The organism is Pseudoxanthomonas sp. LjRoot143 (genome assembly GCF_964252945.1).
In the GTDB taxonomy this organism is placed as follows: domain Bacteria; phylum Pseudomonadota; class Gammaproteobacteria; order Xanthomonadales; family Xanthomonadaceae; genus Pseudoxanthomonas_A.
In genome coordinates this window covers 775,917-790,342 of record NZ_CAXUPM020000001.1, presented here as the reverse complement: position 1 = coordinate 790,342, position 14,426 = coordinate 775,917, and the positions used below count along the sequence as shown (strand labels likewise).

10 protein-coding genes and 1 tRNA gene are annotated in these 14,426 nt (G+C 67.8%); 5 read left to right on the top strand and 6 right to left on the bottom strand.

Annotated features, from left to right (window positions below):
- Positions 1-8: 8 nt before the first annotated feature.
- The 3 genes from rlmB to rnr form a co-directional block, all read right to left on the bottom strand.
- The gene (gene rlmB / locus ACSQ1W_RS03710; RefSeq protein ID WP_436041705.1) at positions 9-752 is read right to left on the bottom strand and encodes a 23S rRNA (guanosine(2251)-2'-O)-methyltransferase RlmB; all 744 of its coding nucleotides are present in this window, start codon (positions 750-752) and stop codon (positions 9-11) included.
- A gap of 51 nt (positions 753-803) precedes the next feature.
- A complete protein-coding gene (locus ACSQ1W_RS03705) occupies positions 804-1,277 on the bottom strand; it encodes a GFA family protein (protein WP_436041704.1) in 474 nt (157 codons plus the stop codon).
- Between the two features lie 160 nt (positions 1,278-1,437).
- On the bottom strand, positions 1,438-3,894 hold the full coding sequence (rnr, locus tag ACSQ1W_RS03700) for a ribonuclease R (protein ID WP_436041703.1): 2,457 nt from the start codon (positions 3,892-3,894) through the stop codon (positions 1,438-1,440).
- Positions 3,895-3,986: 92 nt separating this feature from the next.
- Between rnr and ACSQ1W_RS03695 the strand changes: the two genes are divergently transcribed.
- The 4 genes from ACSQ1W_RS03695 to ACSQ1W_RS03680 all read left to right on the top strand — a co-directional run bounded on the left by ACSQ1W_RS03695 (position 3,987) and on the right by ACSQ1W_RS03680 (position 9,163).
- Positions 3,987-4,071: transfer RNA gene (locus ACSQ1W_RS03695), tRNA-Leu, on the top strand.
- A gap of 152 nt (positions 4,072-4,223) precedes the next feature.
- A complete protein-coding gene (locus ACSQ1W_RS03690) occupies positions 4,224-6,041 on the top strand; it encodes an SLC13 family permease (protein WP_436041702.1) in 1,818 nt (605 codons plus the stop codon).
- 56 nt (positions 6,042-6,097) lie between these two features.
- Entirely contained in the window at positions 6,098-8,341 is a 2,244-nt protein-coding gene (gene parC, locus ACSQ1W_RS03685) for a DNA topoisomerase IV subunit A (RefSeq protein WP_436041701.1), read from the top strand.
- 165 nt (positions 8,342-8,506) lie between these two features.
- The gene (locus tag ACSQ1W_RS03680; RefSeq protein ID WP_436041700.1) at positions 8,507-9,163 is read left to right on the top strand and encodes a thiopurine S-methyltransferase; all 657 of its coding nucleotides are present in this window, start codon (positions 8,507-8,509) and stop codon (positions 9,161-9,163) included.
- On the opposite strand, the gene bfr is transcribed toward ACSQ1W_RS03680, so the two are convergent.
- Positions 9,164-9,649 carry a bacterioferritin gene (gene bfr, locus ACSQ1W_RS03675; RefSeq protein WP_225589205.1) on the bottom strand — a complete coding sequence of 162 codons (486 nt, stop codon included), beginning with the start codon at positions 9,647-9,649 and terminating at the stop codon, positions 9,164-9,166. It abuts the gene before it with no gap.
- Positions 9,650-9,809: 160 nt separating this feature from the next.
- On the opposite strand from bfr, the gene ACSQ1W_RS03670 reads away from it, so the two are divergent.
- Entirely contained in the window at positions 9,810-12,221 is a 2,412-nt protein-coding gene (locus tag ACSQ1W_RS03670) for a penicillin acylase family protein (RefSeq protein WP_436041699.1), read from the top strand.
- On the opposite strand, the gene ACSQ1W_RS03665 is transcribed toward ACSQ1W_RS03670, so the two are convergent.
- Positions 12,209-12,577, bottom strand: a complete 369-nt coding sequence (locus ACSQ1W_RS03665) for a nuclear transport factor 2 family protein (protein WP_436041698.1) — start codon at positions 12,575-12,577, stop codon at positions 12,209-12,211. The two genes, ACSQ1W_RS03670 and ACSQ1W_RS03665, sit on opposite strands and share 13 nt — an antisense overlap.
- Positions 12,574-14,277, bottom strand: a complete 1,704-nt coding sequence (gene asnB / locus ACSQ1W_RS03660; protein ID WP_436041697.1) for an asparagine synthase B — start codon at positions 14,275-14,277, stop codon at positions 12,574-12,576. The genes ACSQ1W_RS03665 and asnB overlap by 4 nt, the downstream gene beginning before the upstream one ends.
- Between the last annotated feature and the right edge of the window lie 149 nt (positions 14,278-14,426).

Below are 14,426 nucleotides of genomic sequence, written 5' to 3'. Positions count from 1 at the left end.
TTCCCTGATTACTGCCGCTGGCGGACGGCCTCGAACAGCGTGACGCCGGCCGCGACCGAGACGTTGAGGCTTTCGATGTCGCCGGGCATCGGGATCTTCACCAGCCCGTCGCAGTGCTCGCGCGTCAGGCGACGGAGGCCGTCGGCTTCGCCGCCCAGCGCCAGCGCCACGTTGCCGCGCAGGTCGATCGAATACAGCGACGCCTCCGCTTCACCGGCCAGTCCGTAGATCCACACGCCGAGCTGCTGCAGATCGCGCAGGCAGCGCGACAGGTTGGTGACCTGCACGACCGGGATACGGTCGGCGGCGCCGGCCGAGGTCTTGCGCACGGTCGCGTTGACGCCGACCGACTTGTCCTTGGGGATGATCACCGCGGTGACGCCGGCGGCGGCCGCGCTGCGCAGGCAGGCGCCGAGGTTGTGCGGGTCCTGCACGCCGTCCAGCACCAGCAGCAGCGCCTTGCCCTCGGCGGCTTCGACGAGGCCCTGCAGTTCGTTCTCATCCCAGGTGGGCGCAGCGGCATAGCGTGCGGCCACACCCTGGTGGCGCAGGGAACCGGCCACGCCATCCAGCGCCTGGCCGGTGACGCGGCGCACGTCGATGCCCTTGCGGCGGGCGTTCTCTTCGATCTCGGTCAGGCGCGCGTTCTTGCTGCCGCCTTCGACCAGAATCTCGCGCACGTTGTCGGCATCGTTCTCGACGGCCGAGGCGACCGCGTTGACGCCGACGATCCACTGGTTCTGCTTGCTCATGCGCTGTACGGCCGCGTTGGAAAGGCCGGCATTATCGCACCGACCGCCGGCTCAGCGCGGCGGCCACGCGGTCGTGTCATGGTCCGGATGCTGGAACGACACCACCCCGGCGAGGAATGCCGCGGCCGCCTCGTCCTCCTCGGTGCGCCGCTGCGGCAGCGCCGACAGGCCGTCCACGTAAGGCAGCTTGCCCTCGACGCCGTATTGCACCCACGGCGTCAGCCCGGCCGGATCGTCGAACGCACCCGCGGCCAACGCCACGCCATCCGGCGCCTCGTAGGTCAACGGCGTGCCGCAGTCGGCGCAGAAGGCGCGGCTGACCACGTTCGACGACTGGAAGCGCTTCGGCTCGCCCCGCGTCCATTCCAGCACTGCGCCGCGCGTCGACACCAACGGCGCGTAGTAGGCGCCGAACGCCTTCTGGCACATGCGGCAATGGCAGATCGACGCGTCCTTCAGCTCACCGGTGACGCGGAAACGGATCGCGCCGCATTGGCAGCCGCCGGTGTGCATCTCGGAAGGCATGGTGGCTCCGGGGTCAACGAAAAGATGGGGGAAATCCGACCGTCATCCCGGCGAACGCCGGGACCCAGCGACTCAACCTTCAGCGTGAGTACGTGGAAGCGTTATCGCAACGGAAACTAAGTCACTGGGTCCCGGCGTTCGCCGGGATGACGGCTGCTTATCAATACTTCTGCTTCTTCCGCTTGACCGGTTGGCCACGCGGCGGTGGCGGCGGCAGGCCGCTGTCCTTGGTCTTGTCCTCGACCAGGCGGAAGTCGATCTTGCGTTCCTCCAGGCTGGCCTTCAGCACGATGATGCGCACGCGGTCGCCCAGCCGGAACGACAGGCCGCGGCGCTCGCCGGACAGCGTCTTCCGCACCGGGTCGAAGTGGTAGTAGTCGTGCGGCAGCTGGGTCACGTGGACCAGGCCGTTGACCTTAGACTCGTCCAGCTCGACGAACAGGCCGAAGCTGGTCACGCCGCTGATGACGCCGTCGAACTGGCCGCCGACGTGCTTCTCCATCCACGCGGCACGGAAGCGCTCGTCGACCTCGCGCTCGGCCTCGTCGGCACGGCGCTCGCGCTCGGAGCACTGCAGCGCCAGCGCGGCCATGTCGCGCGCCGAGTACTGGAACGCGTCCGGTGACTTCTTCGTCAGCCCGTGCTTGATCGCGCGGTGCACCAGCAGGTCGGGATAGCGGCGGATCGGCGAGGTGAAGTGCGCGTAGGCCTCCAGCGCCAGGCCGAAGTGGCCGACGTTGTCCGGCGAGTACACCGCCAGGCTCTGGCTGCGCAGCAGCACAGACTCCAGCAGCGGCGCGTCGGGGCGCTCGCGCACCTTCTTCAGCAGATTGGTGAAGTCCTTGGGCTGCACCTTGCCCCACGACGGCATCGACAGCTTGAACTCCTTCAGGAATTCCAGCAGGTCCATGTACTTGGTTTCCGGCGGCTTGTCGTGGATGCGGTAAGGCGCCGGGATATGCGCCTTCAGCAGGAACAGGGCCGCCTGGACGTTGGCGGCGATCATGCATTCCTCGATCAGCTTGTGCGCGTCGTTGCGCACCAGCATGCCGGCCTGCGTGACCTCGCCCGTGTTATCGAGGACAAAGCGGACCTCGGAGCTTTCGAACTCGATGGCGCCGCGCTGCGTGCGCGCCTTCGCCAGCACCTGGTAGAGCTGGTACAGGCGCTCGACGTGCGGCAGCACCGGCGCGATCTGCGCACGGACGTCCTCGTCGTTCTCGCCGACCGCCTTCCACACCTGCGTGTAGGTCAGGCGCGCGTGCGAGTTCATCACCGCTTCGTAGAATTTCGAGCTGGTCACCTCGCCATCGCGGTTGACCTGCATGTCGCAGACGAAGGTCATGCGGTCGACCTTCGGGTTAAGCGAGCAGATGCCGTTGGACAGCGTCTCTGGCAGCATCGGCACCACGTAGCCGGGGAAGTACACGGAGGTGGCGCGCTTCTGCGCCTCGTCGTCCAGCGGCGCGCCGGGACGGACGTAGTGCGAGACGTCGGCGATGGCGACGATCAGGCGGAAGCCGTCGCGCGTCGGTTCGCAGTAGACCGCGTCGTCGAAATCCTTGGCGTCCTCGCCGTCGATGGTCACGAGCGGCGTAGTGCGCAGGTCGACGCGGTCGCCGATCATCGCCGGCTCGACCACCAGCGGTACCGCGGTGGCCTCGTCCAGTACCTCCTGCGGAAACTCGTGCGGCAGGTTGTGGCCATGGATCGCGGCCTCGACCACCAGCGACGGGGTCAGGCTGTCGCCGAGCACGGCGATGACCTTGCCGATGGGCGGACGGCGCGCATCCGGCGCCTGCGTCAGTTCGACGACGACCAGCTGGCCGTCGCGCGCGCCGCCGGTGGCGTCCTGCGGAATCTGTACGTTGCGCTGGATGCGCTTGTCGTCCGGCGCCACGTAGGCGATGCCGACCTCGAAACCGAACCGTCCGATCAACCGGGTGACGCCGCGCTCCAACACGCGCGCGATGCTGCCCTCGCGGCGACCACGGCGGTCGATACCGGTGACGTTGGCCAGCGCACGGTCGCCGTGCATGACCTTGCGCATTTCATAGGGCGGCAGGAACAGGTCGTCGCCGCCACCCGTATCCGGGCGCAGGAAGCCGAAACCATCGGGATTGGCGATCACGGTGCCGGCGATCAGGTCGGTGTGCTGCACCGGCGCGAAGCCGCCACGGCGGTTCTGTACCAGCTGGCCGTCGCGGACCATGGCGCCCAGCCGCTTGGACAGCGCGTCGAAACGGTCGGCGGCATCGAGGCCCAGCGGCCCGGCGATTTCTTCCGCCGTCTGCGGACCGTCGGCGGCTTCAAGGAAGCCGAGGATGGCCTCCCGGCTGGCGATGGGCTGCTCGTACCGCTGGGCTTCGCGCTGCGCGTGCGGGTCGACGAACCGGCCGGCGGCGCGCGGTGCGGGACCGGCCGGCGGGCGACGGGACGGCGCCTTGGCGTTCGATGGACGGGACGCCACGTCGGGCATCCACGGCGGCAGGCTCTTCTTGGCGGGTTTGCCGGTCTTGGCCGGCTTTCCGGTGGTGCGGGAGGCGGACACGCTGCCCGGCTTGCTTCCTTTCCCGGCGGGCGTCTTGCCGCCGCTTCGTGGTGTTTTCTTGGTCATGGCGGGATGGTACACCTCGCCTGAACAACATCATGCGAACGAACCGTTGACATTCCCTCGCCCGATCCTCAAAATGCGCGCCTCGCTTACCTGCCCAGGTGGCGGAATTGGTAGACGCACTAGTTTCAGGTACTAGCGGGTAAAACCGTGGAGGTTCGAGTCCTCTCCTGGGCACCACGCATAACGAAGACCCTCGCGAAAGCGGGGGTTTTTCGTTTCCGGCTTCGTGCGACGACGGCATGCACATGCCCTCCCGACCTCACACGTCCTCACGGCGCCCCGCAGTAGGCTGCCGGCCACGCAACACGACGTAACGCCAGGGGGCGCACATGGAGTTCCAGCAGATCCTGTTCCTCGCCATCCTGGCGATCACCCTGGGTCTGTTCATCAGTGAAAAGCTGCGCGTCGATCTTGTCGCTCTGCTGGCGCTGCTCGCACTGACGCTGACCGGCATCCTCGGCCCGAAGGAAGCGCTGTCCGGCTTCGCCAGCGAACCGGCGATCATCGTTGCCGCGGTATTCGTGCTGTCCGCCGGCCTGTCGGCCACCGGCATCACCGAGCGCATCGGCGCGGGCATCGGCCGTGCGGCCGGCGGCAGCGAATGGCGCACGATCGCCGTGGTGATGCCCGCGACCGCGGCGCTGGCCGCGTTCTCGCACCATGTGATGGTCACCGCGATGATGCTGCCGATCCTGATGCGCATCGCGCGCGACCAGAAACTCGCCGCGTCGCGCCTGCTGATGCCGATGTCGCTGGCCGCCTCGCTGGGCACCACGCTGACGCTGTTCAGTGCCCCCGCGTTCCTGCTGTCGAACGACCTGATCAAGCGCGCCGGCCTGCCGGCGCTGGATATCTTCGCCATCACGCCGATCGGCATCGCGCTGGTGGTGTTGGGCACGGTGTACATGCTGCTCGGGCGCTGGCTGGTACCCAAGCGCGAGAGCGACGCGCCACAGGGCGACTACCTGAAGCTGGACCGCTACTACACCGAGCTGCTGGTGGAGGAAGACTCTCCGTGGATCGGCAAGGAGCGCGGCGAGTTCGCCAAGACCTTCGACGACCGCCTGCAGGTGGTGGACTGGCTGCGCCACGGCATGCGCCGCCGCAACCAGCGGCTGGACAGCGTGCTGGCCGCCGGCGACGTGCTGCTGGTGCGCGCGTCGCCCGACGAGATCGCCTCCATCCGCGACGAACCCGGCCTGGCCCTGCACGCAGTGGCCAAGTACGGCGAGAAGCGCGAGGAAGGCAAGAGCGAAGCCCTGGGCGAAGAGCAACTGGTGCAGGCGGTGGTCGCGCCGCACTCGGAATTCATCGGCCGCAGCGTGGCCGATATCGATTTCCTGCGGAACCTGGGCGTGGTCGTCGTCGGCCTGTGGCGTCGCGAAGGCTGGCTGCACGGCGAGCTGTCGGAAATGGTGCTGCAGGAGGGCGACCTGCTGGTGCTGTGGGGCCAGCAACAGAACTTCGAGCCGCTGGCGGCGCACCACGGCTTCCTGATGCTGGTGCCGTTCGGCGGCCAGAAGAAGCCCCGTCGTCGCGCACCGGTCGCGCTGGCGATCATGGTCGCCGCGGTGGCGGCGGCCGCCACCGAAACGCTGGCGCCGCACATCGCGTTCCTCGCAGGCGCGGTGGCGATGGTGCTGACGCGGTGCGTGGACATCGAACGCGCCTACCAGGAGATCGATGTCCGCATCTTCGTGATGATCGGCGGCGTGATTCCGCTCGGCATCGCGATGGAGAAGACCGGCACCGCGGCGCTCGTGGCCGATCTGCTGCAGAACCACACCGCGCACTGGTCCCCGCTGGTGCTGCTGCTGGTGATGTTCGGCACCGCCGCCCTGCTCACGCAGATCCTGTCCGATGCCGCGACGACGGTGCTGCTGGCGCCGATCGCGCTGGCGCTCGCGACCGGCCTGGGGTTGAACCCGGTGCCCTTCGTGGTCTGCACGGCGATGGGCGCGGTGGCCTCGTTCCTGACCCCCATCGGCCACCACGGCAACCTGCTGATCCTCAACCCGGGGCGCTACACCTTCGGCGACTTCCTGCGCGTAGGCATCCCGCTGACGGCGGCCATCGCCATCACCACCGCCTGGCTGGCACGCTGGCTCTGGCTCGGCGGCCCGCTGGTCCCCGGTAGCAGCGGTTGAGACGGGGCGGCGGGTAGAATGGCCGGGCTTTCCGCCCTGCAGACCGCACGCCCGCAATGACCGAAACGATCCGCCCCACCTTCCACGGCTTCGAACAGATCCCGCTGCGCGAGTACGCCGAGCGCGCCTACCTCGACTACTCGATGTATGTCGTCCTGGACCGCGCCCTGCCCTTCATCGGCGACGGGCTGAAGCCGGTCCAGCGCCGCATCGTCTATTCGATGAGCGAACTGGGCCTCAATGCTGGTGCCAAGCCGAAGAAGTCGGCGCGCACCGTCGGCGACGTGATCGGCAAGTACCACCCGCACGGCGACAGCGCCTGCTACGAAGCGCTGGTGCTGATGGCGCAGCCATTTTCGTACCGCTACCCGCTGATCGAAGGCCAGGGCAACTTCGGTTCGCCCGACGACCCGAAGTCGTTCGCCGCGATGCGCTACACCGAATCCAAGCTCACGCCGATCGCCGAAGTGCTGCTGGGCGAGCTGGGCCAGGGCACGGTCGACTGGATACCGAACTTCGACGGCACGCTGGAGGAGCCCACCTGGCTGCCGGCGCGCCTGCCGCACCTGCTGCTCAACGGGACCACCGGCATCGCCGTCGGCATGGCGACCGACGTGCCGCCGCACAACCTCAACGAGATCGTCAGCGCCTGCATCCGCCTGATCGACGATCCCGACGCGACCGTCGCCGACCTGTGCGAACACGTCCGCGGTCCCGACTATCCGACCAAGGCCGAGATCATCACCGCGGCCTCCGACCTGCGTGCGATGTACGAGAACGGCACCGGCAGCGTCCGCGCGCGCGCGGTGTGGCGCAAGGACAACGCCAACATCGTCATCGACGCCCTGCCCTACCAGGTGTCGCCGTCGAAGGTGATCGAACAGATCGCCGCGCAGATGCGCGCCAAGAAGCTGCCGTGGCTGGAGGACATCCGCGACGAGTCGGACCACGCCAATCCGGTGCGCGTGGTGCTGATCCCGCGTTCCAACCGCGTGGATGCGGAACAGCTGATGGGCCACCTGTTCGCCACCACCGACCTGGAGAAGAGCTACCGGGTCAACCTCAACATCATCGGGCTGGACGGGCGTCCGCAGGTCAAGAACCTGAAGATGTTCCTGACCGAATGGCTGGCATTCCGGAGCGACACCGTCACCCGCCGCCTGAAGCACCGGCTGGAGAAGGTCGAGCGTCGCCTGCACCTGTTGGAAGGCTTGCTGGTCGCATTCCTCAACCTGGATGAGGTCATCCGCATCATCCGCACCGAGGACGAGCCGAAGGCCGCGCTGATCGCGCGCTTCCAGCTGAGCGAGGAACAGGCGGACTATATCCTCGACACCAAGCTGAAGCAGCTCGCGCGCCTCGAGGAAATGAAGATCCGCGGCGAGCAGGACGAACTGCAGGCCGAGCGCGAGAAGATCGCCAGCATCCTGGAATCGAAGGCCAAGCTGAAGAAGCTGATCAAGGACGAGCTGACCGCCGACGCGAAGAAGTTCGGCGATGCGCGCCTGTCGCCGCTGGTGCAGCGCGATGCCGCGCAGGCGCTGGACGAAACCGAACTGGTCGCCAGCGAACCGATGACCGTGGTGTTGTCGGAGAAGGGTTGGATCCGTGCGGCGAAGGGCCACGACGTGGATGCGTCCACGCTGTCCTACCGCGACGGCGACGGGCTACTGGGTGCGGTGCGTTCGCGCAGCAACCAGCAGGTCGCGTTCCTGGATTCGGAAGGCCGCAGCTACTCGACCGCCGTCCACACGCTGCCCTCCGCACGCGGCAACGGCGAGCCGCTGACCGGACGCTTCTCGCCGGCCGCGGGCGCGTCGTTCCAGGCGCTGGCCACGGGCGACAACGATGCTCGCTTCGTGCTGGCATCCTCGCACGGCTACGGCTTCGTCACCCGTTTCGAGAACCTCACCGGCCGCCAGAAGGCCGGCAAGGCGATGCTCAACCTGACGATCGGCGCGAACGTACTGCAACCGGCGCAAGTCCCCAGCACCGAGACCGACCGCATCGTCGCCGTCACCAGCGCCGGCCATCTTCTCGCCTTCCCGGTCAGCGAACTGCCGGAACTGGACAAGGGCAAAGGCAACAAGATCATCGAGATCCCGAAGGCCAAGCTGGGCACCGAACGCGTGGTCGCGATCGCCGCCGTGTCGCCGGGCGCCACGCTGCTGGTCAAGAGCGGCCAGCGCACGATGAGCCTGTCGTTCAAGGACCTGGACGAGTATGTCGGCGCGCGAGCGACGCGGGGCGGATTGTTGCCGCGCGGGTGGCAGAAGGTCGACGGGCTGGACGTCCAGTAGTTTGCAGAACAGGCGCGCTGCGGCGCGTTATTAGTGGACACAACAACTACGGAAGTCGTAGAGCGGAGCTTGCTCCGCTGCGTGGCAAGGCGTCAGCGGTGACCGAAGTCGAGCAAGCTCGACTCTACGCCCGGGTTTCCCCTCTTTAGCGGAGTGAGCGCACGAATGGACGCCGACTTCTGGTTGCAACGTTGGCAGGAAGGCCAGATCGGCTTTCATCGCCACGACGTGATGCCGCTGCTGCAGAAGCACTGGCCGTCGCTGCAATTGCCGGAAGGGTCGCGGGTGCTGGTGCCGCTGTGCGGCAAGTCGCTGGACATGCACTGGCTGGCGGCGCAGGGCCATCGCGTGCTGGGTGTCGAACTGTCGCCGCTGGCGGTGACGCAGTTCTTCGAAGAAGCGAAGCTCGAGCCAGCCCGGACGACGAGCCGCTACGGCGAGCATTTCAGTGCCGGGCCGATCGAGATCATCCTGGGCGATGCCTTCGGCCTCGATCCGGCCCTGCTGGCGGATGTGGCGAGCATTTATGACCGTGCCGCCCTGATCGCATTGCCCGCCGACCTGCGCCTGCGCTACCGCGACACCGTCTATGCCAGCGCGCCCAGCGGCTGCCAGGGACTGCTGATCACGCTGGAGTATCCGCAGGAAGAGAAGGCCGGGCCGCCGTTCTCGGTGGCGCAGGCCGAAGTCGAGGCCCTGTTTGCGGCGCCATGGCGGCACACGCTGCTGGAGCGGCGCGACATCCTCGACCAGGAGCCGCGCTTTCGCGAAGAGGGCCTGAGCGCGCTGGAGACGGCGGTCTACCGCCTCCGCCGCGGCTGATCACCCGGCGGCGGGTTCGCCTTCCAGCTTCGAGGTCAGGTACAGCTGGATGCCCAGTCGCTTGATCAAGCCCAGCTGCTGCTCCAGCCAGTGCGCGTGGTCTTCCTCGGTGTCCTTCAGCTGGGTCAGCAGGATCTCGCGGCTGACGTAGTCGCCATGCTGCTCGCACAGCGCCACGCCCTTGGCCAGGTGCGCACGCACCGCGTACTCGACCTCGAGGTCGCGCTGCAGCATCTCCTCGACCGTCTTGCCGGCAACGAAGGTTTCCGGACGCATGTCCGGGTCGCCCTCCAGGAACAGGATGCGGCGCAGCAGCGCGTCGGCGTGTTCGGTTTCTTCCTGCATCTCGTGGTCGATGCGGTGGAACAGGGCCATGAGCCCCTGGTCCTCGTAGCGGCGCGAATGGATGAAGTACTGGTCGCGGGCGGCGAGTTCGCCACGCAGCAGGAACTTGAGGTAGTCGACGACGTCGGGATGGCCTTTCATGGGGGCGGCTCCTGGGGCGAGGCGCGCATCATGCCCCATCCCTCGCGGCGATGACCGAATCGGAATCAGTCTCGTTCGGCGTCGCGGCACGGCGGTGATGGCCTTGGCTTCCGTGGAATAATCCGGCCACCCGCCACGCCTTTACCGCAAGGACTCCGCAATGCTGAAGTGGACCCGGCGCATCGCGCTGCTGCTGTTGGCCCTGGTTGTCGTGGCGTTGCTGGTGGCGTGGTGGCTGATGCGGGGCAGCCTCGCCCGACTCGATGGCGAACAGGCGCTGCCCGGGCTGTCCGCGCCCGTGAGCATCCAGCGCGATGCGCTGGGCGTGGTGACCATCGAGGCCGCCAGCGAAACCGACGCCGTGCGTGCGCTCGGCTTCGTGCACGCGCAGGAACGCTACTTCGAGATGGACCTGATGCGGCGCAGCTCCGCCGGTGAGCTGTCCGGCCTGTTCGGCTCCATCGCGGTGGACATGGACACATCACGACGGATGCACCGCATGCGGGCGCGCGCGACCGCATCGCTCGACGGATTCGCCGGCGACCGCATGCCGCAGCTGCAGGCCTATGCCGACGGCGTGAACGACGGCCTCGGCGCCCTGAAGTCGCGACCCTGGCCGTACCTGTTGCTGCGGCAGTCGCCGCGCGCCTGGGAAGTGGCCGACTCCGCGCTGGCCGGCTACGCCATGTATTTCGACCTGCAGGACGCGGACAACGTGCGCGAGCTCGGCCTGTGGAAGATCCGTCGCCAGGTCCCGCCTGCGTTGTATGCGCTGCTGACCCACGATGGCACCGAATGGGATGCGGCCCTGCAGGGTGAACCGCGCGGCAACGCACCCCTGCCGACCGCCGACCAGGTCGACCTGCGTACGCTGCCGATGCCGGAAACCGTTACGCACCAGCGCCTGGCCGACAAGGGCACGCCGGGCAGCAACAACTGGGCCGTGGCGGGTGCGCTGACGGCGGACGGCCGCGCCATCGTCGCCGACGACATGCACCTGGGGCTGCGCGCGCCGAACATCTGGTTCCGCGTGCGCCTGCGCTATCCGGATCCGCGCGCGCCCGGTGGCAAGGTCGATGTCTCGGGCTTCAGCCTGCCCGGCCTGCCGGCGGTCATCGTGGGCAGCAATGGGCACGTGGCATGGGGTTTCACCAACAGCTACGCGGACACGGCGGACTGGTATCCGGTGAAGCCCTGCGGCAAGGGCGATGCCGCGGAGACCTGCGACGCGGTCGAGCACCATGCCGAAACGATCGAGGTCGCCGGCGCCGAGCCGGTGACGCTGGACATGCCGGAAACGCGCTACGGGCCGATCATCCATGCGGCGAAAGGCAAACAGCCGGCGCTGGCGTTGCGCTGGGTCGCGCACCAGCCGGGCTCATTGAACTTCGGGCTGGCGGATTTCGCCGCGGCCGGCGATCTGTCCGCCGCGTTGTCCGTCGCGCAACGCACCGCGACCCCGGCGCAGAACCTGGTCATCGCCGACCACAACGGCCGCATCGCCTGGCGCATCCTCGGTCCGCTGCCGTCGCGCGCGGCGTCCTGCCCGCATACGCTGGAACTCGCGCCCGCTGCACCCGAGGACGATGCAGCCCCCCTGGCGCCGGGCAGCTGCCGGCCCTGGGTCATTTCCAGCCAGCTGTCGCCGGTACTGACCTCGCAGACGAGCCACCGCCTGTGGACGGCGAACGCGCGCGTGCTGGATGGCGCCGCACTCGACCGCGTCGGCGATGGCGGCTACGCGCTGGGCGCACGCGCGCAGCAGATCCGCGACGGCCTGCTGGCAAAGGAGCGGTTCACCGAGCAGGACCTGCTGGCGATCCAGCTCGACGACCGGGCGCTGTTCCTGCAGCGCTGGTGGCAGCTGCTGCAGGACGAAGCGAAGCGGCAGCCCGCCAACGCATCGATCAAGGCGCTCGCCGATGCCGGCAGGACCTGGGAGGGCGTCGCCAGCGTCGACTCGGTGAGCTACCGGCTGGTGCGTGCCTGGCGCCTGGCCGTGCATGCGCGCATCGCCGATGGCCTGACCGCGCCCGCCCAAGCGGCGCTGGGCGACGACTTCGTCATGCCCGACCTGCCGCAGTTGGAGGGCGCGGTGTGGCCGTTGCTGGAACAGCGCCCCGCGCACCTGCTGTCGCGCCGCTACCCAACCTGGGATGCGCTGCTCGAGGATGCGGCGAAGGAAGTCCGCGACGACCTCGCCGGCCAGGGTCCACTGGCCGAGCGCCGCTGGGGCGAACGCAACACCGCGAAGATCTGCCACCCGCTGGCCAACGCCCTGCCCGCCTTCCTCAAGCCGAAGCTGTGCATGCCCGGCGAACCGCTGGCCGGTGACGGCGCCATGCCACGCGTGCAGGGACCGGCGTTCGGCGCGTCCGAACGCATGGTGGTGTCGCCCGGCCACGAGGCCGACGGCATCATCCACATGCCGGGCGGCCAGAGCGGCCACCCGATGTCGCCGTTCTGGGGCGCCGGCCACGACGACTGGGTCCATGGCCGTCCGACGCCATTCCTGCCCGGCGCCGCGACCCATACGCTGACGCTGCGCCCGACCAACGCTCAGCCGAGGTAATGCGAAGGTACCGGCAGCCCCTGCTGCCGGAAGAAGCTGAGCTGGTCGAAATAACCGCGCTGGAACACGATCCGTCCATCGCGCACGTGGAAGAACCCGCAGCCCCGCAGGCCGAGCGGATCGCGCCATTCGAGGATGGCCCACTCGCCATCCTCGAACAGGTTTTCCAGGATGCATACCATCGTGGCGCGACCGAATTCGGTGCGGAACATGGCCGTGATCGCCTCGCGGCCGTGCAGCGGATCGGTTACCACCTGGTGGTTGACCGCATCTTCCGCATACAGCGCTGCCAGTCCGTCGACATCCGCCGCGTTGAAGCGACGAACCCACTCGCGCACCAGTTCGGACGGCGTCATGTCGACGCGGCCACGTGCGCGGCCGCGTGCACGCCGGCGACGGCGCGACCTGATGGATCGGCCATCTTCGCGAAGCTCGCATCCCACGCGATGGCGGCCGGCGACGAACAGGCGATCGACTTGCCGCCCGGTACCGTCTCCGCGCAGGCCTGGCCCGGATAGTGCTGTTCGAACAGCGTGCGGTAGAAATACGCTTCCTTGGTCTGCGGCGGATTGACCGGGAAGCGCTTGTCGGCCGCCGCCAGCTCGCGATCGCTGACCTGCGCTTCGGCATGCGCCTTCAATCCGTCGATCCAGCCGTAGCCGACGCCGTCGCTGAACTGCTCCTTCTGCCGCCACAGGATCGACTCCGGCAGGTAGCCGTCGAACGCCTCGCGCAGCACGCCCTTCTCCATGCGCTGCGCACCGGCAGAAGCCTTGTCGATCATCTTGTGCGCGGCATCCATCTTCATTGCGACCTCGAGGAATTCGACGTCGAGGAACGGCACGCGCGGCTCCACGCCCCAGGCCATCATCGACTTGTTGGCGCGCAGGCAGTCGTAGTTGTGCAGGGCATCCAGCTTGCGCACCAGTTCCTCATGGAACTCGCGCGCGTTCGGCGCCTTATGGAAGTACAAGTAGCCGCCGAAGATCTCGTCGCTGCCTTCGCCCGACAGCACCATCTTCACCCCCATCGCCTTGATGCGGCGCGCCAGCAGGTACATCGGCGTGGACGCGCGGATGGTGGTGACGTCGTAGGTTTCGATATGACGGATCACTTCAGGGATCGCATCGAGGCCTTCCTGGAAGGTGTAGGTGAACCCGTGGTGCACCGTGCCCAGCGCCTTCGCGGCGATCTCGGCGGCGGCCAGATCGGGGGAACCCTCCAGGCCGATGGCGAAGGAATGCAGGCGCGGCCACCAGGCTTCGGTCTTGTCGTTGTCCTCGATGCGATGGCGTGCATAGCGCGCGGCGACGGCGGCGACCAGCGAAGAATCCAGCCCGCCCGACAGCAGCACGCCGTACGGCACGTCGGTCATCAGCTGGCGATGCACGGCGCGCTCGAACGCGTCGCGCAGTTCGTCCTTCGGTACCTGCACGCCTTCCACGGCGGCGTAGTCGCGCCAGGCCGTGTCGTAATACTTCACCAACGCACGCGTGGCGGTGTCGTAATAGTGGCCCGGCGGAAACTGCGCCACGTCGGCGCAGATCGGCGACAGCGCCTTCATTTCCGAGGCGACGCACAGGCGGCCTTCGCGATCATGGCCCCAGTACAGTGGGCACACCCCGATCGGATCGCGTGCGATCAGCGCGCGCCCTTTCGCCTTGTCCCATAACGCGAACGCGAAGATGCCGTTGAGTCGATTGAGGAACGAAGCCGGTTCGTCTTCGCGATACAGGGCATTGATCACTTCGCAATCCGAGCCGGTCTGGAACGCATAGTCCTGCGCCAGTTCCGCCTTCAGCTCGCGATGGTTGTAGATCTCGCCGTTCACGGCCAGCACCAGGTCGCCATCGGCCGAGCGCAGCGGCTGGGATCCGCCCGCCGGATCGACGATGGCCAGGCGCTCGTGCACCAGGATGGCGCCGTCGTCGTGGTACACGCCGCTCCAGTCCGGACCGCGATGGCGCTGCTTCTGCGAAAGCTCCAGCGACTGCCGTCGCAGGGCCTGGACGTCGTCGCCGGGCTGCAGCCCGAAGATGCCGAAGATCGAACACATGGAAGGAAGCTCCTGGTGGGGTTCGGAAACAGGGACCGGAAACGAAGAAACCCGCATCTCGCGATGCGGGTTTCTGGAATCCGGCAGGTCTTTCTTTGCCTAGTCGCAGAGCCGCATCGCCCGCGTCCCGTTGTTCGGGCGCAGGTTAT

What these genes read in the sequence shown, in the direction of transcription:
- ACSQ1W_RS03670 (WP_436041699.1), top strand. Translation starts at nt 9,810, where the DNA reads ATGCTGAAGTGGACCCGGCGCATCGCGCTGCTGCTGTTGGCCCTGGTT.
- ACSQ1W_RS03665 (WP_436041698.1), bottom strand. Translation starts at nt 12,577, where the DNA reads ATGACGCCGTCCGAACTGGTGCGCGAGTGGGTTCGTCGCTTCAACGCG.
- bfr (WP_225589205.1), bottom strand. Translation starts at nt 9,649, where the DNA reads ATGAAAGGCCATCCCGACGTCGTCGACTACCTCAAGTTCCTGCTGCGT.
- ACSQ1W_RS03705 (WP_436041704.1), bottom strand. Translation starts at nt 1,277, where the DNA reads ATGCCTTCCGAGATGCACACCGGCGGCTGCCAATGCGGCGCGATCCGT.
- ACSQ1W_RS03680 (WP_436041700.1), top strand. Translation starts at nt 8,507, where the DNA reads ATGGACGCCGACTTCTGGTTGCAACGTTGGCAGGAAGGCCAGATCGGC.
- parC (WP_436041701.1), top strand. Translation starts at nt 6,098, where the DNA reads ATGACCGAAACGATCCGCCCCACCTTCCACGGCTTCGAACAGATCCCG.
- rlmB (WP_436041705.1), bottom strand. Translation starts at nt 752, where the DNA reads ATGAGCAAGCAGAACCAGTGGATCGTCGGCGTCAACGCGGTCGCCTCG.
- ACSQ1W_RS03690 (WP_436041702.1), top strand. Translation starts at nt 4,224, where the DNA reads ATGGAGTTCCAGCAGATCCTGTTCCTCGCCATCCTGGCGATCACCCTG.
- rnr (WP_436041703.1), bottom strand. Translation starts at nt 3,894, where the DNA reads ATGACCAAGAAAACACCACGAAGCGGCGGCAAGACGCCCGCCGGGAAA.
- asnB (WP_436041697.1), bottom strand. Translation starts at nt 14,277, where the DNA reads ATGTGTTCGATCTTCGGCATCTTCGGGCTGCAGCCCGGCGACGACGTC.